We start from the raw sequence: 20,983 nt of genomic DNA on the forward strand, positions 1-20,983 counted from the left end.
GAACACCATCACCTATCGCACGATTAATGATTACGGCGCGCTGACGCCGAAAATGAATGGCGTGCTGCGCTAACCAAGAAGCGCCCCGCCGCGCGGGGGCCCCCCCCCATGGCGCGGACGCTGACGTGCAGCGGGGTCAGCGTGCTCTTGAGCAGCTTGCCCCGCCCTGTCCTGCGGTCGTAGTGCCAGATGTGGCCGGTGGAGCTGGTGCCGACGAGCACGGGGCCCAGCCAGCCGAGCGGGCGGGCGGCGCCCCCGCCGTGGCCGGTGAAGCCCAGCCGGGTGATCTTCTCCGTGCGGAGGTCGTACTTGACGAGCTCGTCGTTCTGGAACAGGTAGAGGTCGTGGCCGTGCCGGCCGCCGCCGACGGTGAGGTTGTCGACGTCCGGGACGACGTCCTTCCACTCGCGGGCGCGCAGGTCGTACACGCCCATGGGGTTCGTGCCCGTGGAGGTGGAGTAGCGGACCAGCAGGTAGCGGCCGGACACGTGCACGTCGTAGGCGTAGCCGCCGCCCTCGATGGGCGGGTCGATGACCCGTTGCACCGTGCCGCCGCCAGGGGCGAGCACGGCGACCTTCATGCTGACGGCGCCGACGCCGGCGTACAGGGTGCCGTCCGCGCCCACGGCCAGGTCCCTGACGAGCTGGTCGCCCGGCACCGGGGTGCCGAGGTCGGTGAACGTGCCGGCGGCGACGTCGTAGCGGAAGAGCCTGCCCGTGGGCGAGGTGCCGCCGTACACGGCCGAGCCGTCGGGCGAGGTGGCCACCGACCAGACGAAGGACTCGCCGGGGACGGCCATGCCCAGCTCGCTCACCTGGTCGGTGAACGGGTCGTAGCGGAACAGGCGGCCCATCGCCCCTGCGGTGCCGTTGTAACTGCCCACGTACACCGAGTGGTCGGGTGACACGGTGACGGCCCAGGAGCCGAGGGCGAGCGGCAGCGGCCGTTCGGCGATCAGGCCGCCGGTGCGGGCGTCCCTGATGCCGAGCAGCGCCTCGCGGGAGGCGGCGGAGGTGACGGAGTAGATCCGCGGGCCCTGCGGGTGCCCGGCGTCCAGGGCGGTGCCCGCCGTGGTGATGCCCGTGAGCGGGAGCGTGCCGAGGTTCTGGAAGCCGCAGCCCGTGGGGGGTTCGGCCCGGGCTGGAGCCGTGAGGGATAAGAGGACGAGGAGCAGGGTGAGGATGACGCGCATGAACGACCTCCGGATCGACATAACGGCCTTGACCGTAATTTGCCGAGAGCACTGTGTCCAGAGATCCGGGCGTCGATCGGCTTCGTTCTCGATCGATCACACGTGAACTGCCGGTGGCCCGATCGACTATGATCGGGTCGTGAGCGACACGCAGAGTGACGGACGCAGGCCCGTGTTCGCCGCCGAGCGCCGGCAGCGCATCCTGGAGCTGGTGCGTGCCAACGGCGCCGTGTCGCTGCGCGAGCTGGCCCAGGCGGTGCACTCCTCCGAGGTCACCGTCCGCCGCGACCTGCGGGCGCTGGAGTCGGAGGGCCTGCTCAACCGCCATCACGGCGGCGCCACCCTGCCCGGCGAGCTGTCGCGCGAGGCCGGTTACGCGCACAAGGTCTCGCTGGAGTCGGCGGAGAAGGCCGCCATCGCCGACCTGGCGGGCGCCCTCGTCGAGGACGGCGACGCGATCGTCATCGGCCCCGGCACCACCACGCAGGAGTTCGCCCGCCGCCTGACCAGGCACGCCGAGCTGGCCGTGGTCACCAACTCGCTGCTGGTCGCCCAGGTGCTGGCGGGCTCGCCGCGCATCGAGGTGATGCTGACCGGCGGCACACTGCGCGGCCCGATCCTGGCGCTGGTAGGCAGCGCGGCCGAGCAGTCGCTGGCCGGGCTGCGGGTGCGCAGGGCGTTCATCTCCGGCAACGGGCTGAGCGCCGAGCGCGGCCTGTCCACGCCGAACATGCAGGTGGCGGGCGTCGACCGGGCGCTCGCGGCGGCGGCAGAGGAGGTCGTGGTGCTGGCCGACCACACCAAGGTCGGCGTCGACACGATGGTGCAGACCGTGCCGCCCGACCGCATCGACCACCTGGTCACCGACGACGCCGCGCCCCGCGAGGTGCTCGACGACCTGAGCGCCCGGGGCGTCCGCCTGCACATCGCCCAGTTCTGATCGAATGTGACAAGTCCGTTACTGGAATGTTTCCTTTCTCGATCACGATCGAGGCGGAGGCAACCGTGCTGCAGGTCGCTGGCGTTCTCAAGACGTTCCAGGGTGTCACCGCCCTCGACCACGTCACCGTGTCCGTCCGCGCCGGCGAGGTGCACGCCCTGGTCGGCGGGAACGGCGCGGGCAAGTCCACCCTCGTGAAGGTGCTGTCGGGCGTCCACCAGCCCGACGCGGGCGAGCTGCGCCTGCTCGGCGAGCCGGTCAAATTCGCCGGCCCGGCCGACGCCAGGCGGGCCGGGATCGCCACCATCCACCAGGAGACGAACCTCGTCCCGACCATGAGCGTGGCCCGCAACCTGCTGCTCGGCAGGGAGCCCAGAGGCCGCCTCGGGCTGATCGACTCGGCGGCCGTGCACGCCCGCGCCGAGGAGGTGCTGGCCGCGTACGGGCTGGAGGTGGACGTGCGCCGCCCGCTCGGGTCGCTGGGCGAGGGCGCCTGCCAGATCGTCGCGCTGGCGCGGGCCGCCTCGGCGGACGCCCGCCTGGTCATCATGGACGAGCCCACCACGGCGCTGGACCACGCCGAGCTGGAGACCCTGTTCGCCGCCGTCACCCGGCTGCGCGAGCAGGGCCGCTCGGTCGTCTACGTCACGCACCGCCTGGAGGAACTGTACGGGATCTGCGACCGCGTCACGGTGCTGCGCGAGGGCCGCGTCGTGCACACGGGCCCGATGGCCGGGCTCGACCGGCTGCGGCTGGTCTCGCTCATGCTCGGCCGCCCGTTCCACCCCGCCGCGCCGGCGCCGCAGGCCGGCGAGCCGGACGTGCCCGCCGACGCGCCCGTCCTGGAGGCCAAGGGCCTGACCCGCCACCACATGCTCGACGGCGTGTCGCTGGAGATGCGGGCCGGTGAGGTCGTCGGCCTGGGCGGCCTGCTCGGCGCGGGCCGCAGCGAGACCGCGCGCGCCATCGCGGGCGCGCTGCCGGTGGACGCAGGGCAGGTCACGGTGGCCGGGGAGGCGGCGCGCAAGTGGTCGATCAGGAGCGCCGTGCGCGCCGGGGTCGGCCTGGTGCCGGAGAACAGGAAGACCGAGGGCATCGTGCCGACCCTGTCGGTCCGCGACAACATCGCCCTGGCCGCGCTGCCCCGCCTGTCACGGGCGGGCATCGTGTCCGACACGCAGGTCGACAGCATCGTCGCGACGTTCATGCGGCGGCTGGGCATCAAGGCCGTCTCGCCCCGCCAGCCGGCCGGGGAGCTGTCGGGCGGCAACCAGCAGAAGGTGCTGCTGGCCCGCTGGCTGGCCATGCACCCCAAGGTGCTGCTGCTGGACGAGCCCACCAGGGGCGTGGACGTGGCCACCAAGCTGGAGATGCAGGCGCTGCTCGACGAGCTGGCCGTGGACGGCCTGGCCATCCTGCTCATCTCGTCGGACGTGGCCGAGCTGGTCGAGAACTGCGACAGCGTGGTGGTGCTGCGGGACGGCTCGATCACCGAGCAGCTCACCGGCCCGGAGGTCACCGAGGACCGCCTGCTCGCGGCCCTGGCCAAGGACTAGTTTGCGCAGGTCGTCCCCGGGCAGGCCGCCGCTATGGGACGGGGGATGGACTACGTGCTGCCGCTGCGGTGGGCGGACGACCGCGGTCTCGGCGAGCTGACCGCCTACCTGCGCGCGCTCGGCCGTCACGTACGGATCATCGTCGTGGACGGCTCACCCCCGGAGCTGTTCGAACGGCACGCCGCCGCCTGGCACGGCCTCGCCGCGCACGTCCGGCCCGCCCCCGACCTGCGCTTCGCCAACGGCAAGGTGAACGGGGTGATCACCGGCATGCGGCTGGCCACGGCCGAGCACGTGGTCATCGCCGACGACGACGTCCGCTACGACGAGCCCGCCCTGGCCAGGATGGCGGCGCTGCTCGCCCGCGCCGACCTGGTCCGCCCGCAGAACCACTTCGCCCGCCTCCCCTGGCACGCGCGCTGGGACACCGCCAGGACGCTGCTCAACCGCGGCCTCGGCGCCGACTACCCCGGCACGCTCGGCGTGCGCCGCTCGTTCTTCCTGCGCATGGGCGGCTACGACGGTGACGTGCTGTTCGAGAACCTGGAGCTCATCCGCACCGTCCGCGCGCACGGCGGCACGGAGCTGCGGCCCCTCGACCTGTACGTGCCGCGCCTGCCGCCCGAGGCCGCGCGCTTCTGGAGCCAGCGCGTCCGCCAGGCCTACGACGACCTGGCGCAGCCCGCGCGGCTGGCGCTGTTCCTGTCCGTGCTGCCCGGCCTGGCCTGGTGCGTGCTGCGCCGCCGGTACGGCCCCGTCGCCGCCGGCGCGTGCGCGGCCGTGGCGCTGGCCGAGCTGGGGCGGCGCAGGGCCGGTGGCGGGCGGGTCTTCCCGCGTACGGCGTCGCTGTTCGCGCCCGTCTGGGTGCTGGAACGGGCCGTCTGCGGCTGGCTGGCCGTGGGGGCGGCGGCCTGCGGGGGCGTCCCGTACGCCGGGCGCCGGCTCCGCCGCGCCGCCCACTCCGTACGGTGGCTGCGCCGGTCGGCTCACTCGGCGCGGCGGTCAGCTCACTCCACGCGCCGGTCGTCCCGCTTCACGCGGTGGTCGTCCCGCTTCGTGCGGCGGTCGGGCTCGCTGGGTGCGCGGAAGCCGGCGGCCTTGTGCGAGCCGTCGCAGAACGGCTTCGCGGCCGAGAGCCCGCAGCGGCACAGCGCCACGGTGGCCCGTCCGGCGGGGATCGGCACGCCGTCCTGAGTCACCAGCTCGAACGGCCCCCGCACCAGCAGCGGCCCGTCCTCGCACGGCGTCACCGTCACCCTGTCGTCCATGCCTCTCCCCTTCCCCGTGGAAACGGCCCTTCACCTGCGCGGTTGGCCCGCGGACCGGCCGGGTAGACAGAAGATCCGTGCCCCCCGCCCGCCAACGCGAGGAGCCGCCGTGCGCCGATCACCCGCCCCGCCCCGCCGCCACGGCCGGGGAACGTGATGGCCTTCCCGTTCGACCCGTCGGCCTACGGGCGCAGCATCGCCGACATCTACGACGGGACGGTGGACGACCTGCCCACTGAGGCGACCGTCGAGCAGCTCCACCTGCTGGCGGGCGACGGGCCCGTGCTGGAGTTCGGCATCGGCACGGGACGGCTCGCACTGCCGCTGGCCGCGCGCGGGGTGACGGTGGCGGGCGTCGACGGCTCCCCCGACATGGTGAAGGTGCTGCGGTCCAAACCGGGCGGTGAGCGGCTTCAGGTGGTCGTCGGCGACTTCGCCACCACCAGGGTGGACGGGGAGTTCAGCCTGGTGGCGCTCACCACGAACACGATCTTCGCGCTGCCGTCGCAGGACGCCCAGGTGCGGTGCTTCCGCAACGCCGCCGCCCACTTGCGGCCCGGGGGGCGGTTCGTGGTGGAGGCGTGGGTGCCCGACCCTGCCGCCTTCTACCGTGGCTCCGCGCTGCGGCTGCTCGCCCTCGGCGAGGACGTGGTGGTCGCGGAGGCGGCCCGGATCTCGCCCGCCGAGCAGCACATGACGACCACCAAGGTGCGGCTCACCGCGCAGGGGGTGCGGCTGCTGCCCGCCAACCACCGTTATGCCTGGCCCGCCGAGCTGGATCTGATGGCGCGGCTGGCGGGGATGGAGCGCGAGCACCGGTGGGCCGACTGGCACCGGGCGCCGTTCGGTGACGACAGCCGCGCCCACGTCACCGTGTACCGCCTGCCACCGGACTGACCGCAGGGGTCAGTGAGGTGGTGCCGCGTTCCCAGTGGGCCAGCACGTGCTCCGCCCACCGCCGCTCCAGCTCCAGCGCGCACGCCGCCCCGTACAGGACGTCCCCCGCGAGGGACGGGTGGGCCCTGGCGAAGCCGCCGCACAGGTCGTGCGCGGCGACCTGCTCGTGCACGGCGTCCGCCTGTACGTGCTCGTCGTAGAACCGCGCGGCCTCGTCGTCGCCGCCGAGTCTGCGCAGCGCGTCACCGTAGCGGCGGTTCGGCAGCGAGGAGGTCATCTCCAGCGCGGCCAGGTGCCCGACCAGGGCGCCGCGCAGCCGCCGGTGCAGGCCGAACAGTGACATCGCGTTGGAGACGGCGAGCGTGACGCCCGGCACCCGCTCCAGGTAGGCGCCGTAGGAGTCGTCCAGGCCGAGGCCGCGCATGGTGGCGCGGAACAGCTCGGAGTGCATGCGCTCGCGACGGCCGCCGCCGTACTCGTCGGCCTGGATCTCCACCAGCGCCGCCTTCGGGCCGCCCGCCAGCCGGGGGATCGCCCACGTGTGCGGGTCGGCCTCCTTCAGGTGGTAGATCGAGCGGTGGACGACGAACTCGCGGAACTGGGCGCGGTCGGCGCGGCGGGCCAGGAACCTGGACAACGACGGGCCGTCGTCCGCCGCCACCAGCTCGTTGAGCGCGCGCCGCACCCCCAGCGGGCCGTCGAGGAGCGGGCGGGGGACGGCGCGGGCGAGCGCCTGCTCGAAGTGGCGTTCCAGGAGCGCTCGGGTGGCGAGCAGGGACGGTTGCCACTCCCAGCCGTCGTCCACGTCGTCGAAGCCCTGGTAGTGCAGCTCGTAGCAGGCGAACAATGCGAGCTGGAAGTCACAGTCCGCCAGCACCGGCGCGTCACAGGCCCGGCCGCCCCGCGAGCCATCCCCGGGCAGGCCGTCCGCGAGCAGGCCGTCCCCGGGCAGGCTGTCCCCAGGCAGGCTGTCCCCAGGCAGGCTGTCCTTGAGGAGGCCGTCCTTGAGGAGGCCGCCGTCCGGCGGGCGGGTCAGGCGGTCGAAGAGTGTCGCGGTGATCGGCCCGCGCGCCGCGGGAAGCCTCACCGAGGCCTCCCACCCACCGCGCGAACGTCACAGTCTCCGGCAGCAGCCGTCCTCACCTGGCCCCCTTCCCCGTCCCCTGCGAGTGCCCGAGGCCGGGCGGCGCAAACGCGCAGGTCAGTAGACGGAGATGTGCGGGTGGTCGTAGTGGTTGGCCGTGGTGCCGCCCCGGTCGGTCATGGTGCGCCAGGCTCCCGTCCTGACGTGCCAGATGCGCTGCCGGTAGATCACGTACATGATGCCCAGCCGCTTGGCGTTCTTGATCGCCCAGGCGGCGATCTGGTCGCCGCGCCGCTGCTCGTCCGCCGACGGGAACGCGCCGCCCCGGCTCAGCATGAAGTCGCAGGCCCGCCCGAGCGGGTGCTCCCCGCCGTCCTGGATCGCGCGGTAGCAGCCGATCCCGTACGGCACGTCGAACCGCTCCGCGATGAGCTTCTTGACCAGCGCCATCCGGGGCGTGATGTTGTCGGCCCCCTGGGGGAGCTGCGGGACGAAGGTGCCGTCGGGCCGGCTCCCTGGCGCCGTGTAGAGCAGGTCGATCCTGTCCTTGATCTTCTCGATCTGCTTCTCGGCCTTCTTCTTGCGCGATTCCAGGTCGCCGAGCGTCTCCTCCAGCTCCTCGGTACGGGCGGCGGCCTCGTCCTCGGCCCGGCCGCGGGCGTCCCTGACCTCGGCGTAGCCGCGGAGCATGGCCTCCTGCTGGTCGATGAGGTGCTGGGTGAGCGCCATCCGGCTGAGCACGGTGGAGGGGTCCTGGTCGCCGGCGAGCAGTTCCATGGCGCCGGGGTCGCCGCCGATGTAGCGGGCGACGGCCATGGCGCGGAGCTGGGTGGAGTGGTGGTCGTAGACCTCCTGGGCGGCGGCCAGTTTCTCCTTGGCCGTCTTCTCCGCCTTCTCGGCCTTCTGGTGGGCGATGCGGCTGTTGTAGTACTCGGTGATGAGCTGGTCCGAGTCCTTCTGCAGCGTGGTCAGCTCCTTCTTGAGCTGTTTGACGCTCGGCTTGGGCTCGGCGTGCGCCGGGGCGGCGCCGAGCAGCAGGGTCGCGGCGCACACCAGGGCGGACGCCCGGGCAGGGTACAACCGTCCGGCGGAGGACGCAGCCGCCACGATTCTCCTTAACCCGAGCCGCAGGGCAGGTTCCGGCCATGAGCTAATCAGGCCAGGGGACGCCCTCTATTCGACGCACGATAGTAGAGGATCAACCGTCCTTGTGCGCAACTTCCGGCATTTCCGACTCGCGGCTCCTGCGTACCCGGCGGACCACGAGCTGCCTGCCGAGCAGCACCGACCCCGGCACCACGAGCAGGCCCAGCAGGCTGGAGCCGAGGCCCACGCCGACGTCGGCGTCCACCAGCCCGTCGCCGTCGCCGCCGAGCACCGGCAGGCCGACCGACACGCTGACCGAGATCGAGATGAGCGGGTCGTTGCCCTTGGTGGCGGCGGGTGGGTCGGGGGCGCGGGTCGGCGGGGCCTGGGTGGTGGCGGGCGGGTCCTCGCCCTTGCCCGGAGGGTCGTCGTCCGGCGGGTCGTCCGGGCGGGAGGTGGCGGGCGGGCGGGTGCTGGGCGCTGGCGCGCCGGTCCGCGTCGGCCGGCTCGTCGGGTCGCGGGTGGGTTCGCGCGTGGCGGGGCCGCCGGTGGGCCGCTGGGTGCCCTGTGAGGGCGCTCCTCCGGGGTAGGAGGCGCTCGGCGGCACCCCGTACGTGATCGGCGGCGTCACCACGATCGGCCCGCCCGACGACGGGACGGGCTCCGCCGGAGTCGGCGAAACGGGCGTGGCAGGCGCCGTAGGTAAGCTGGTCGGCCCCGCGGTGGGCTGGGCGGACCTGGCGGGCGGCAGCGCCGTCCCGCTCTCCGGCTCGGGCCCGCCGCCCAGGATCACGAACGCCGACACCACCGCCGCCGCGGTCGCCATCACCAGCCCGCCGGTCACCGCCAGCTTGCCCACGGGCGAGAGCGTGCTGTGGAACAGGTTCGTGCCGGCGCCCCCGTCGGTGACGGCCTGCGGTCTGGGCAGCAGCGCGGCCAGCGGCAGCGTCAGGATGCCGAGGCCGGCGCGTCCCTGCAGCTCCCAGTCCTCCCCGTACGCGGCGCGCGCGGCCCGCTCCAGCTCCTCCAGGAACGCCTCCGCCGACTCGGGCCGCTCCGCGGGGTCCTTGGCCAGGCCGTGCCCGACCAGCGGGCGCAGCGGCTCCTCGACGTCCTCCAGCTCGGGCGGGACGTGCTGGTGCTGGTAGGCCAGGGCGGCGACGTTCTCGGCGTGGAAGGCGCGGTGGCCGGTCAGGCACTCGTAGAAGACCAGGGCGGCGGCGTACACGTCGGTCTGCGGCCCGGCCGGGGCGTCGTCCCACTGCTCGGGCGCCATGTAGGAGGGGGTGCCCGACAGCTCGGCCGTCTCGCCGACGTGCGCGGCGACGCCGAAGTCGACGAGCTTGCTGTCGCCGTCCTGGGTGATCAGGACGTTCTCGGGCTTGAAGTCGCGGTGCACGACGCCGTGCCGGTGCGCCTCGGCCAGGCCGAGCAGCGCGCCCTTCAGCACCGCGAGCGCCGCCTCACCGCCGGTCGCGCCCTCGTGCTCCAGCAGCCGCCGCAGTGTGACGCCCTCGACCAGCTCCATGACGATGGCGGCGTCGTCGCCGGACTCCACGTAGTCGAGCACGCGGGCGGTGTGCGGGCTGTCGATCTCGCGGATGACCAGGGCCTCGGAGCGGAACCTGGAGATGAAGGCGGTGTCCTCGCGTAACGGGTCGGACAGGTGCTTGATCGCGACGGCCAGGCCGTCGGACTCGCGCACGGCGAGCATCACCCGGCCGGTCCCGCCGTGGCCGAGTTCCCGGATCTCCCTGTAACCGGGAACCACCATCATCGGGCCTCCTGACCGGATAAAGATCCCTATGTCAGGACGCTATCCCGGGGTTACCGCACGTGTCGAGTAGCTTCGCGGGAGTAACCGGAGTCATGCTGCAAACGGTATTTTTACTACTTCCCATAGTAGGTTTGCGGCGTTCGGAAATCTCCCGTTCTCCGTCAAGCCGCGACGGGGTGCGACAGCAGGGCGCGGACGTTGCGGGCGGCCGTGCGTCCGGCGCGGTTGGCGCCGATCGTGCTCGCGGTGGGGCCGTAGCCGACGAGCTGGAGCCTCGGCTCCCTGACGACCTGGGTGCCGTCCACGCGGATGCCGCCTCCCGGCTCGCGCAGGCGCAGCGGCGCGAGGTGGTCGAGGGCCGCGCGGAAGCCGGTGGCCCAGACGATGGTGTCGGCACGCAGCCAGGTGCCGCCGTCCCGCGGCAGTCCGTCACCCGCGTCCCGGTCGTCCCACAGCACCCCGTCCGGCACGATCCGGTCGAACATCGGCAACCGGTTGAGCGCGCCCCTGGCCATCGCCTCGCGCACGACCGCGCTGTAGGTGAGGCCGGTGACGCTGACGACGCTCTGCGGCGGCAGGCCCGCGCGGACGCGCGAGTCCACCTGGGCCACGGCCTCCCGCCTGGCGTCCAGGTCGAAGTCGTCGTCCCTGAAGACGGGCGGCCTGCGGGTGACCCAGGCGGTCGCGGCGGCCACGCCGGCCAGCTCGGACAGCACGTGCATCGCCGAGGCCCCGCCGCCCACCACGACCACCCGGCGCCCCGCGAACTCCTCCGGCCCCCGGTACCCGGCGTAGTGCAGTTGCCGTCCCGCGAAGCTCGCGGCGCCCGGATAGTACGGCCAGTACGGCCGCGTCCAGGTGCCGGTGGCGTTGACCACCGCCCTGGCGGCCCACTCCCCCGCGTCCGTCCCGACCACCAGCCGGCCGTCCGCGCCGTCCCTGACGGCCGTGACCCGCACGGGCCGGACCACGTTCAGGCCGGTCCCGCTCTCGTAGGCGGCGTAGTACGCGGGCACCACCTCGGCGGCGGGCCGCCCGCCGTCCGCGTCCTGCCGGGTCATGCCGGGCAGGTCGAACACGCCGTGGACCTTCTCCATGGTGAGCGTGGGCGAGCGGTGCCGCCAGGCGCCGCCCGCACCCCGGGCGGCGTCCAGCACGACGGGCTCGATGCCCAGCCTGCGCAGGTGGTAGGCGCTCGACAGGCCCGCCTGCCCGGCCCCGATGACCACGACCTCGCTCCGCTCCACGCCAGGCTGCAACCGTTTCCGGCCGCCGCCTCTTCCCGCGGACCGCGTCCGGCTGCTCAGGCGCGGCGCGGGACCGGGGCGGTCGAGCCGCGCACCACCAGCTCCGTGGCCAGCTCCACGTGATGGGAGTCCACCCGCTCCCCCGCCGCCAGCCGCAACGCCGTGCGCAGCGCCACCCCGCCCATCTCCCGCAGCGGCTGCCGGATGGTCGTCAGCGGCGGCGAGGTGAGCTGCGCGATCTGCGTGTCGTCGAACCCGACGATGCTCAGGTCCTCGGGGATCCGCAGGCCGCGCGCCCGCGCCGCCTCCATCACCCCCACGGCCACCTCGTCGCACCCGGCGAAGATGGCCGTCGGGGCGTGCGGCAGGTCGAGCACCGCCGAGCCGCTGGCCATCCCGTCGTGGTAGCGGAAGTGCCCAGAGCGCACGAAGCCGGGCAGCACCGGCGCCCCCTCCGCCTCCATGGCCGCCCGGTAGCCGTGCAGCCGCGCCTGGTTGCAGGCCGCGGTGGCGGGCCCGCCGATGTAGGCGATGCGGCGGTGCCCGAGCGAGAGCAGGTGGTGGGTGGCGGCCAGGCCGCCGGCGAAGTTGGTGGAGCCGATGCTGGTGACGCGGGTGCGGGGCAGGTTGAGCGGGTCGATGAGGACGAGCGGCAGCCGCGCCCTGGCCAGCGCGGCGGGCTGCCCCGAGGTGAGCTCGCCGGTGACGGCGATCAGCGCCCGCCGGCCGGCGGCGACGAGCTGGCGGGCCCAGGCGGTGGTGCGGGCGGTGCCGCTCCTGAGGCTGACGACGATCCCGATGCCGGCCTCCGCCCCTGCGGCCACCGCGCCCTGGATGATCTCGGTGGAGTACGCGTTGAGGTCGGCGTCGAACTGCAGCTCGACCGTGGCGAGGCCGGGCGGTTCGCGGCGCGGAGACGGGGCGACGTAGTCGTGCTGCTGGAGCAGCGACTGCACGAGGGAGCGGGTGGCGGGCGAGACGTCGCTGCGGCCGTTGAGCACCTTGGAGACGGTCGCGACGGACACCCCGGCCGAGGCCGCGACCGTGGCGAGCGTGGCGCGTCTAGGATTGGACGGCATCCGCACCCCCTCGCCCCCGCACCTCGACGGGGGTGACGAGCCGCCGGTCGTGGCCGACGTGCCTGGACGGGCCGGTCAATCGTACGACGCCGCGGCACGGCAGCTCCGCCGCCGACGTGCCGGCGAAGACCTCGATCTCGCCCGGCTCGACGACGCGGCGCAGGTCGCGTCCGGTGAAGGCGGTGCGGTCGGCGTGCACGTGGAAGCGCACGTCGGCGCTCTCCCCCGGCTCCAGCCGCACCCGCGCGTAGCCGGTGAGCTGCCGCACGGGCCTGGTCACCTGGGCGAGCACGTCGTGCAGGTAGAGCTGGACGACCTCCTCCCCGGCACGGCCGCCGGTGTTGCGGACGGTGACCGTCGCGGCGAACTCGCCGTCGGTGGACACCTCGTCGTGGCTCAGGCGCAGGTCCGTGACCTCGAACGTGGTGTACGAGGCGCCGTGGCCGAAGGGGTACAGCGGCGTCGGGTCGAGGTTGCTGATGCCGTGGCTGTCGGTGCCGAGCGGCGGTTGCAGGTAGGTGCCTGGCTGGCCGCCGGGGCCGCGCGGGATCTGCACGGGCAGCCGCCCCACGGGCTGGATGCGGCCGGACAGCACGCCGGCGATGGCCGCGCCGCCCTCCTCGCCGGGCATGAACGCCTGGACGAGCGCGGCGGCGTACGCGTGCACCTCACCCAGCGCGTACGGGCGGCCGGAGACGACGACCACGACCAGCGGCGTGCCGGTGGCGGCCAGCTCGGCGAGCAGGTCGGCCTGGACGCCGGGCAGCCGCAGGTCGTCGGCGTCGCAGCCCTCGCCCGACGTGCCCTGGCCGAACAGGCCCGCCAGGTCGCCGACCACGGCCACGCACACGTCGGCGTCGCGGGCGGCGGCGATCGCGTCGGCGAAGCCTGAGCGGTCCTCGCCGCGCACGTCGCAGCCCTTGGCGTAGCGGATGTCGGTGCCGGGGAGTTCGGCGGTGAGCGCGTCGAGCACGGTCGGCGCCTCGACGCCCAGGCCGAGGCCGGGGTGGCGGGGCAGGACGTGGTTGGGGAAGGCGTAGCAGCCCATGAACGTGCGGGCGTCGTGCGCGGCGGGCCCCACCAGCGCCACCACCCGCTGCTCCCCGGCGCTCGCGCCCGCGCCCGCGTCGGCGTCGCCCGGGGCCGCCCAGCCGCCCAGCGGCAGCACGTTCCCGGCCTCCAGCAGCACGATCGACCGTTCGGCCAGCTCCCTGGCCAGGTCCCGGTTGGCGGGCGAGTCGAGGTCCACGGACCCGGCACCGGCGACCGACCCCTCAGGCGTCCAATCGGGGTCGAGCAGCCCGAGCTCCACCTTCTGCGTGAGCAGCCGCCGCACCGCCCGATCCACGACCGCCTCGGAGAGCTCCCCGCGCCGCACCCGCCCGGCCAGGTGCTGCCCGAAGCCGAGCGTGTCGGGCAGCTCGACGTCGATCCCGGCGCCGAGCGCCAGCACGCCGGCCTCCTCCGGATCGGCGGCGACCAGGTGCATGGTGGCCAGGAACGGGACGGCCCAGTAGTCGGAGACGACGGTCCCGGTGAAGCCCCACTGCTCGCGCAGCACCTCGGTCAGCAGCCACGGGTCGGCCCCCGCGGGCACGCCGTCCACGTCGGAGTAGGAGTTCATGACGGACCGGGCCCCGCCGAGCGCGATGGCGGTCTCGAAGGACGGCAGGATCATGTCCGTCAGCTCGCGCCGCCCCATCGGCACGGGCCCGTGGTTGCGGGCGGCACGCGAGGCGGAGTAGCCGGCGAAGTGCTTGAGGGTGGCGATGATCCCGGCGCTCTCCAGCCCGCGCACGTAGGCGGCGCCGAGGGTGGCGACGACGTACGGGTCCTCGCCCATGGTCTCCTCGACCCGCCCCCACCGGTAGTCGCGCACCACGTCGAGCACCGGGGACAGCCCCTGGTGCACGCCCACGGCCCGCATGTCGCGGCCGATCGCGGCGGCCATCCGCTCGACCAGCTCGGGGTCGAACGTGGCCGCCCAGGCGATGGCCGCCGGGTAGACGGTGGCGCCGTACGCGGTGAAGCCGGTCAGGCACTCCTCGTGCACGATCGCGGGGATGCCGAGCCTGGACGCCGCGACGACGGCGCGCTGCAGGCGGACGACCTCGGCCGCGCCCTCTGCGGGGGTGACGGGGGCGCTGCCGTGCACGCGGGTGAGGTGGCCGAGCCCGTGGCGGACGGCCTCGTCCAGCGGGACGGTGCCGGAGGCGGCGAACACGTCCTGCATGGGCGCCACGTTCAGCGACTCGGCGCCGGGCTCCGGCTCCGGGCCGTCGCCGGTGGCCGGGCTCATGTCGTTGCCGAACCACCGGCTGCCGAGCTGCCCGACCTTCTCCTCCAGCGTCATCTCCGCAAGGATGGCTTCGACTCGGTCGGTCACGGCGAGCGCCGGGTCCTGCCACGGGCGGACCGCCCGCTCCGCCGTCGGGGTCCGATCAAGAGCCGTCATCTACTGCGCTCCTTAAAGAGGTGCGGTACTGCCGTAAGTTTTCGAAATGTTTCGACACCGGTGGGCGGCCCCGCGCGAAACCCTCCACCCCTGCACGGACCAGGTGAGGGTAGGCGGAAGTTACCTTACACGTGAGCTCCAGGAAATCCAGGGGTTTCCTGATCGACAAGGTCTTGACACGTTTATTGCCGAAATCTAGATTGGCGAACCCCGCGGTCATGTCGAAAATGTTTCGATGAGCTGACTTTAGGAGGAGTGGAAAGTGGCGTCGGGACGACGCCGATCCACGACCGCCGGCCATCGCATCCAGTGATCAACGAGCCGCGATCCCCAGCCCGCGGCGTACAAGTACGGAGATCAGCGTGGAGTCCAGGACAACCTCTCGGCGCAACTTCCTCAGCCTCGTCTCCATGGGCGTCCCCCTAGGAGCAGCACTCGCCGCCTGCGGCGGCACAGGACCCACCCAGACCGGCGCCGGGGGCGGCACCGGGAACGCGACCGCCAGCGGTGGTGGCGGCGGCAGCAGTGCCACGTACTGGTACCTGTCGACGCAGCCCCAGGAGGGCGTGCGCACCAGGACCATGGAGCGGCACAACCAGGCCAACCCGAACGGCAAGATCGAGGGCACGACGTTCCAGAACGACGCGTTCAAGACGAAGATCAAGACGGCCATCGGCGCCGGCCAGGCGCCGACCCTGATCTGGGGCTGGGGCGGCGGCACGCTGCGCAGCTACGTGCAGGCGGGCCAGGTCGAGGACCTGACGTCGTGGTTCGACCAGAACGCGGCCGTGAAGGACAAGCTGTTCCCGTCGGCCTTCGGCGCGGCCACCATCGACGGCAAGATCTACGCGATGCCGTGCGAGACGCTGCAGCCCATCGTCCTGTACTACGACAAGCGCTCGTTCGAGAAGATCGGCGCCCAGCCGCCCCAGACGTGGGGCGACATCATGGACCTGGTGCCCAAGTTCAACGCCAAGGGCATCGCGCCGTTCTCCCTCGGCGGCCAGTCGCGCTGGACGAACATGATGTGGCTGGAGTTCCTCTTCGACCGCCTGGGCGGCCCCGAGGTGTTCCAGGCCGTGTTCGACGGCGAGAAGGACGCCTGGAGCAACCCGCTCGCGATCCAGGCCCTGGGCGAGGTGCAGAAGCTGGTCAAGGCGGACGGGTTCGTCAAGGGCTTCTCCTCGATCACCGCCGACTCCAACGCCGACCAGGCGCTGCTGTACACGGGCAAGGCCGCGATGATGCTGCACGGCGGCTGGACGTACGGCAGCATGTCCACCGACGGCGGCGACTTCGTCTCCGGCGGCAACCTCGGCTACATGAACTTCCCGCCGATCGACGGCGGCAAGGGCGACCCCGGCAACACCGTCGGCAACCCCGGCCAGTACCTGTCGATCTCCTCCAAGGCCACGCCCGAGCAGAAGGAGATCGCCAAGAAGTTCTTCTCCGGCGCACTCATCGACGACACCGCGGTCAAGGAGTGGGTGGAGACCGGCGCCGTCCCGATCATCAAGGGCGCGGACGCGCAGTTCGCCGCCTCCAAGGACAAGGACTTCCTGACCTTCGTCTACAACATCGCGGTCAACGCCAAGACCTTCGCCCAGTCGTGGGACCAGGCGCTCAGCCCGACGGCCGCCGAGGTGCTGCTGGACAACATCTCCAAGCTGTTCCAGCTGTCGATCTCGCCGCAGCAGTTCGCCACGAACATGAACGCGGTCATCGGCAAGTGAGCGCGGTCACGACCGCCAGGCCCGCCGGAGCACCGGCGGGCCGTCGCGGCGGCTCACTCGGGTGGATGACCGTCCCCGCGCTGGCGCTGTTCATCGGGTTCGCGGTGATCCCGCTGATCGGGGTGCTCGCGCTGAGCTTCGCGCAGTGGGACGGGCTCGGCCAGATCGGCATCGCCGGGTTCGGCAACTGGGGCGCGATCCTGAGCGACCCCGGGCTGCCGCACGCGCTCTGGATCACGTTCCTGCTCATGGCCGTGTCGTGGGCGGTGCAGACGCCGGCGAGCATCCTGATGGGCGCGTTCCTGGCCGGGCACCAGCGGTACCGGGCGGTCCTGTCGGTCGTGTTCTTCATCCCGCTGCTGCTCAGCTCCGCGGCGCTGGCGATCACGTACAAGGCGCTGCTCGACCCGAACTTCGGGCTCGGCGCGGGCCTCGGGATCGACATCCTCATCCAGGACTGGCTGGGTGAGCCGTTGCTCGCCTTCGGCGTGGTGATCTTCGTGGTGTCCTGGCAGTACATCCCGTTCCACGCGCTGATCTACCAGGGCGGCATCCGGCAGATCCCGCGCTCGATGTTCGAGGCCGCGGAGCTGGACGGCGCGGGCCGCGTACGACGGTTCTTCAGCATCACGCTGCCGCAGCTCAAGTACACGGTCATCACGTCCTCGACGCTGATGGTGGTCGGCTCGCTGACGCTCTTCGACCTGATCTTCGTGCTGACCGCGGGCGGTCCGGGCGACGCCACCCGGGTGCTCGCGCTCGACATGTACAAGCGCGGTTTCCAGGCCAACCTGATGGGCCCCGCCAGCGTGATCGCGGTCATCCTCGTCCTCGTCGGACTCGCCCTGTCGCTGCTGCTGCGCCGGCTCGGCGGACGCGACTCCAGCCACAGTCAGCTCGAAGGGGTCTGACGCATGACGACCGTCCCCACCAGGGCTCCCCAGCGCGCCGCCGCCAAAGAGGCCGGCTCGGGTCACCGCCGCAAGGTCACCCGCAGCAAGGAGCGGCCCAACTGGCTGGCCGGCCTGACCAGCATCCTGTGGCTGGCGATCGTGTTCGTGCCGATCTACTGGATCGTCATCACGAGCTTCAAGTCGCAGTCCAGGTACTACCAGGAGAACCCGTTCGCGCCGCCCGCCGAGCCGACCCTGGCGAACTACCGGCTGGTCATCGAGTCGGACTTCGTGCAGTACTTCATCAACAGCGTCATCGTGACGGTCGGCGCCGTCGTGCCGGCCGTGCTGGTCAGCTTCATGGCGGCGTACGCGATCGTGCGCGGCGGCCGCAGCAGGCTGCTGCGCTGGACGAACTCGCTGTTCCTGATGGGCCTGGCCATCCCGCTGCAGGCCACGATCATCCCGATCTACCTGATCATCATCCAGCTCGGCCTGTACGACTCGCTGATGGCGCTGATCCTGCCGTCGATCGCCTTCCACATCCCCCTGTCGGTGCTGGTCCTGTCCAACTTCATCAGGGACGTGCCGAAGGAGCTGTTCGACTCGATGCGGATCGACGGCGCGACCGAGGGCGGCATGCTCTGGCGGCTGGCCTTCCCGCTGACCCGCCCGGCCGTGGTGACCGTGACGATCTACAACGCGCTGCAGATCTGGAACGGGTTCCTGCTGCCGCTGATCCTCACGCAGAGCCCGGACAAGCGCACGCTGCCGCTGGCGCTGTGGTCGTTCCAGGGCCAGTACAGCATCAACGTGCCGGCGGTGCTGGCCTCGGTCGTGCTGACCACCCTGCCCATCCTCTTCCTGTACGTGGTGGGCCGCCGCCAGCTCCTCAGCGGCCTCACTGTGGGCTTCGGCAAATGAGAGCGCTCTCGTACGTGCGTAGGTGCTCGATGTTGCGCTCGTAGAAGCGGTCGTCCCCGCGGGCGACGTGGCCGGCGAAGGCCGCGTCACCCGCGGCGGCGCGCTCCCGCATGAAGGCGACCAGGTGCTCCAGCCGCCTGATCGCCGTCTCCACCAGCGCCTGCCGGTCGTCCTCGCCCAGCCCGTACGCGTCGGCGAACAGCCGCAGCCGCCGCGCCTGCTCCGCCACCGGGATCCCGTCGCCGTCGCCCGGATGGTGCAACGGCACGAAACGGTAGGCCGCGTACGCCGCGTCCCACACGCGCGGCCCCGGATGCGCCGTGTCGAAGTCGATGAACGCGACCGGCTCGCCGTCGTCCCCGAACACGCAGTTGTACGGCGCCACGTCCCCGTGACAGATCACCTCGGCCGGCTCGACCGGCGGGAAGTACCAGACGCCCTCGCGCGGGACGCCCGCCGTCGCGTCGTGGTAGCCGCGCAGCAGGCGCGCCACCCCCGCCAGCACCTCGTCGGTGCGCACCCAGCCGGGCAGCGGGTAGTCGGCGGTGCGGCCCGGCACGAAGTCGAGCACCTCCCGGCCCTGCTCGTCGGTCCCGTGGCTCCGCGGCGCGCCCGTGAAACCGCGGGCGGCCAGGTGCCGCAGCAGCGCGTGCACGGACGGGGTCCAGGGGCCCGACGGCCTGCGCACGGTGTCGCCCGCCCGCACCACGTGGTTCACGCCGCCGCCCGTCAGCACCTCTTCCTCCGGCACCGCACCTCCTTGACCGCGTCAGTGTGCCATGCGCTCTTCAGCTTCCGCGCCCCATTTTTCACCGGATTCCCAGGTGGACCGGGTAGAACAGGCGGCATGGACTCAGCGCGGAAACCGCCGGTGGTGCTCGTGGTCGACGACGAGCCCAACATCCGCGAGCTGCTGCTCGACGCCCTGGAGCTGAACGGGTTCCAGGTGCGCACCGCCGCCTCCGGCACGCAGGCGCTGGAGTCCGTCGGACGGGAACGGCCCGACATCATCCTGCTGGACGTGATGCTGCCCGACCTCGACGGCTTCGCCGTCGCCCAGCGGCTGCGGCCGGACGGCGGCGGCCCGCCGGTGCTCTTCCTCACCGCCCGCGACACCGTCGCCGACCGGATCGCCGGGCTCTCCGCCGGCGGCGACGACTACGTCACCAAGCCGTTCAGCCTGGAGGAGGTGGTGCTGCGCATCCGCGCCATCCTCCGCCGGACGGGGGCGGGGCGGGAGGAGGCGCGCGACGACGGGCTGCTGCGGTACGCCGATCTCGAACTGGACGAGGAGACGCACGTGGTGCGGCGGGGCGGGCGGCGGATCCATCTGTCGCCCACCGAGTTCGGGCTGCTGCGGTATTTGATGATCAACGCGGAGCGGGTCGTGAGCAAGTCGCAGATCCTGGATCGGGTGTGGAGCTCGGGGTTCGGGGCGGACAGCCGGATCGTGGAGTCCTACATCAGTTATCTGCGGCGGAAGATCGATGTGGCGGGGCCGCCGCTCATTCACACGTTGCGGGGCGTGGGCTACTCGCTGCGCGACCAGAGCCTCCTGGACCGGCGCCGATGACCCCGCCTCTGTCTCGGGACGAGCCGTCGCGCCCGCGACCTCCGGACCACGCGAGGCAGGCGGGGCGGGCTCGGAGCGCCTGGCGGATAGGGCGGGCGGGGCGGGCCTGGCCGTTGCGGCATCGGCTGCTCGCGGCGCTGCTCGGCCTGTCGGCGGCGGCCCTGGCCGTGTTCGCCGCCGCCGGGGTGCTCCTGCTCGACCGCTCCCTGCTGTCCCGCGTGGACACCCAGCTCACCGACTTCGCCACCAACTTCCGCAAGGGCCCACCCCCAGGCGCCCCCGTACGCCCGCGCCGCGACGACGTCGAACTCCCCACTCAGTTCCACCTGGCCATCTACGACCCGTCGGGCACCGTCGTCCGCCGCCTCCCCGACACGGGCAGCGGCCCCGCCGTCCCCGCGAGCGCGATCTCACACCCGTCCCGCGCCCCCTTCACCGTCCCGGACCGCGCGGGCGCCGCCGAGTGGCGCACCATCGTCGTCCCCCTCCCGGACGGCGACCGGGCCGCGGTGTCGATCTCCCTGGAGTCGAACCGCAGCACCGTACGGCAACTCCTGCTCATCGAGGCGGCGGCGGGCGTGCTGGTGCTGGCCCTGCTGGGCGCGGTGGCGCTCGTGGTGGTGCGGCTCGGCCTGCGCCCGCTGACCAGGATGGAACGCACGGCCACCGCCATCGCGGCGGGCGAGCTGGACCGGCGGGTGTCCGACAGCGACCCGCGCACCGAGACGGGCCGGCTCGGCAGCGCGCTGAACGTCATGCTCGGCCGCCTCAGCGAGGCCCTGCGCCAGCGCGAACGCTCCGAACGGCGGCTGCGCCGCTTCCTCGCGGACGCCTCGCACGAACTGCGCACGCCGCTGACGTCCATCCGGGGGTTCGCGGAGCTGTACCGGCACGGGCGCAGCGAGCCCGACCCGGCGGTGGCGCGGATCCTCAGCCGGATCGAGGGCGAGGCGGAGCGGATGGGCGTGCTGGTGGAGGATCTGCTGCTGCTCGCCAGGATGGACCAGGAGCGGGCGCTGGACCTGACGGAGGTGGACCTGCACGTCCTGGCGGGCGACGTGGTGCACGGGGCGCGGGCCCGCGATCCGGGGCGGACGATCGAGCTGGTGCTGGGGGAACGGGCGGTGCGGGCGGTCGGCGACGAGCACCGGCTGCACCGGGTGATCGCCAACCTGGTCGGCAACGCCGTCGCCCACACGCCTCCGGAGACGGCGATCCGAGTGGTCGTGACCCACGCGAACGGGACCGGCGCGGGCGGGACCGGCGCGGGCGGGACCG

The 20,983-nt window shown here is 72.8% G+C and carries 17 protein-coding genes and 1 pseudogene; 9 read left to right on the top strand and 9 right to left on the bottom strand.

Annotation, left to right across the window (positions count from 1 at the left end; translation table 11 throughout):
• Positions 1–23: 23 nt before the first annotated feature.
• The gene (locus tag ABD331_RS30880; RefSeq protein ID WP_344482144.1) at positions 24–1,193 is read right to left on the bottom strand and encodes a ligand-binding sensor domain-containing protein; all 1,170 of its coding nucleotides are present in this window, start codon (positions 1,191–1,193) and stop codon (positions 24–26) included.
• A gap of 139 nt (positions 1,194–1,332) precedes the next feature.
• On the opposite strand from ABD331_RS30880, the gene ABD331_RS30885 reads away from it, so the two are divergent.
• The 3 genes from ABD331_RS30885 to ABD331_RS30895 all read left to right on the top strand — a co-directional run bounded on the left by ABD331_RS30885 (position 1,333) and on the right by ABD331_RS30895 (position 4,883).
• Positions 1,333–2,133 carry a DeoR/GlpR family DNA-binding transcription regulator gene (locus tag ABD331_RS30885; protein WP_344482147.1) on the top strand — a complete coding sequence of 267 codons (801 nt, stop codon included), beginning with the start codon at positions 1,333–1,335 and terminating at the stop codon, positions 2,131–2,133.
• Positions 2,134–2,198: 65 nt separating this feature from the next.
• The gene (locus tag ABD331_RS30890) at positions 2,199–3,689 is read left to right on the top strand and encodes a sugar ABC transporter ATP-binding protein (protein WP_344482150.1); all 1,491 of its coding nucleotides are present in this window, start codon (positions 2,199–2,201) and stop codon (positions 3,687–3,689) included.
• Positions 3,690–3,734: 45 nt separating this feature from the next.
• Positions 3,735–4,883 (top strand): glycosyltransferase family 2 protein, encoded by a 1,149-nt coding sequence (locus tag ABD331_RS30895; RefSeq protein WP_344482153.1) that lies wholly within the window; start codon positions 3,735–3,737, stop codon positions 4,881–4,883.
• On the opposite strand, the pseudogene ABD331_RS30900 reads toward ABD331_RS30895, so the two are convergent.
• Positions 4,847–4,957: pseudogene (locus ABD331_RS30900) on the bottom strand (hypothetical protein); the annotation flags it as partial. The gene ABD331_RS30895 and the pseudogene ABD331_RS30900 sit on opposite strands and share 37 nt — an antisense overlap.
• A gap of 156 nt (positions 4,958–5,113) precedes the next feature.
• On the opposite strand from ABD331_RS30900, the gene ABD331_RS30905 reads away from it, so the two are divergent.
• A complete protein-coding gene (locus ABD331_RS30905; protein WP_344482156.1) occupies positions 5,114–5,854 on the top strand; it encodes a class I SAM-dependent DNA methyltransferase in 741 nt (246 codons plus the stop codon).
• On the opposite strand, the gene ABD331_RS30910 is transcribed toward ABD331_RS30905, so the two are convergent.
• The 6 genes from ABD331_RS30910 to ABD331_RS30935 form a co-directional block, all read right to left on the bottom strand.
• Positions 5,826–6,941 (bottom strand): iron-containing redox enzyme family protein, encoded by a 1,116-nt coding sequence (locus tag ABD331_RS30910; RefSeq protein WP_344482159.1) that lies wholly within the window; start codon positions 6,939–6,941, stop codon positions 5,826–5,828. The genes ABD331_RS30905 and ABD331_RS30910 overlap by 29 nt on opposite strands.
• A 114-nt stretch (positions 6,942–7,055) precedes the next feature.
• A complete protein-coding gene (locus ABD331_RS30915) occupies positions 7,056–8,045 on the bottom strand; it encodes a coiled-coil domain-containing protein (protein WP_344482162.1) in 990 nt (329 codons plus the stop codon).
• 91 nt (positions 8,046–8,136) lie between these two features.
• Positions 8,137–9,801, bottom strand: a complete 1,665-nt coding sequence (locus ABD331_RS30920; protein ID WP_344482165.1) for a serine/threonine-protein kinase — start codon at positions 9,799–9,801, stop codon at positions 8,137–8,139.
• A gap of 161 nt (positions 9,802–9,962) precedes the next feature.
• Entirely contained in the window at positions 9,963–11,048 is a 1,086-nt protein-coding gene (locus ABD331_RS30925) for an FAD-dependent oxidoreductase (RefSeq protein ID WP_344482168.1), read from the bottom strand.
• A 56-nt stretch (positions 11,049–11,104) separates the two neighbouring features.
• Positions 11,105–12,127: a LacI family DNA-binding transcriptional regulator gene (locus ABD331_RS30930; RefSeq protein ID WP_344482171.1), complete on the bottom strand. Its 1,023-nt coding sequence runs from the start codon at positions 12,125–12,127 to the stop codon at positions 11,105–11,107.
• Positions 12,111–14,582 carry a glycoside hydrolase family 3 N-terminal domain-containing protein gene (locus ABD331_RS30935; protein WP_344482175.1) on the bottom strand — a complete coding sequence of 824 codons (2,472 nt, stop codon included), beginning with the start codon at positions 14,580–14,582 and terminating at the stop codon, positions 12,111–12,113. The genes ABD331_RS30930 and ABD331_RS30935 overlap by 17 nt, the downstream gene beginning before the upstream one ends.
• A 362-nt stretch (positions 14,583–14,944) precedes the next feature.
• On the opposite strand from ABD331_RS30935, the gene ABD331_RS30940 reads away from it, so the two are divergent.
• From ABD331_RS30940 to ABD331_RS30950, 3 genes are read left to right on the top strand one after another with little or no spacing between them, the layout of a single operon-like run.
• A complete protein-coding gene (locus tag ABD331_RS30940) occupies positions 14,945–16,315 on the top strand; it encodes an extracellular solute-binding protein (protein ID WP_344482177.1) in 1,371 nt (456 codons plus the stop codon).
• Positions 16,312–17,226, top strand: coding sequence for a carbohydrate ABC transporter permease (locus ABD331_RS30945; protein ID WP_344482180.1), 915 nt, complete (start codon positions 16,312–16,314; stop codon positions 17,224–17,226). The genes ABD331_RS30940 and ABD331_RS30945 overlap by 4 nt, the downstream gene beginning before the upstream one ends.
• Before the next feature lie 3 nt (positions 17,227–17,229).
• Positions 17,230–18,132, top strand: a complete 903-nt coding sequence (locus ABD331_RS30950) for a carbohydrate ABC transporter permease (RefSeq protein ID WP_344482183.1) — start codon at positions 17,230–17,232, stop codon at positions 18,130–18,132.
• Here the strand turns inward: ABD331_RS30950 and ABD331_RS30955 are convergent.
• Entirely contained in the window at positions 18,110–18,883 is a 774-nt protein-coding gene (locus tag ABD331_RS30955) for a phosphotransferase (protein ID WP_344482186.1), read from the bottom strand. The two genes, ABD331_RS30950 and ABD331_RS30955, sit on opposite strands and share 23 nt — an antisense overlap.
• Before the next feature lie 96 nt (positions 18,884–18,979).
• Here ABD331_RS30955 and ABD331_RS30960 point away from each other — a divergent pair, with 96 nt between their 5' ends.
• Both ABD331_RS30960 and ABD331_RS30965 read left to right on the top strand, forming a co-directional pair.
• Positions 18,980–19,705 carry a response regulator transcription factor gene (locus tag ABD331_RS30960; protein ID WP_344482189.1) on the top strand — a complete coding sequence of 242 codons (726 nt, stop codon included), beginning with the start codon at positions 18,980–18,982 and terminating at the stop codon, positions 19,703–19,705.
• 113 nt (positions 19,706–19,818) lie between these two features.
• Positions 19,819–20,983: sensor histidine kinase (locus ABD331_RS30965; RefSeq protein ID WP_344482192.1), on the top strand; the 1,165-nt coding region annotated here is incomplete at its 3' end.

The sequence above is a fragment of the Nonomuraea monospora genome (assembly GCF_039531895.1).
Taxonomy (GTDB): Bacteria; Actinomycetota; Actinomycetes; order Streptosporangiales; family Streptosporangiaceae; genus Nonomuraea; species Nonomuraea monospora.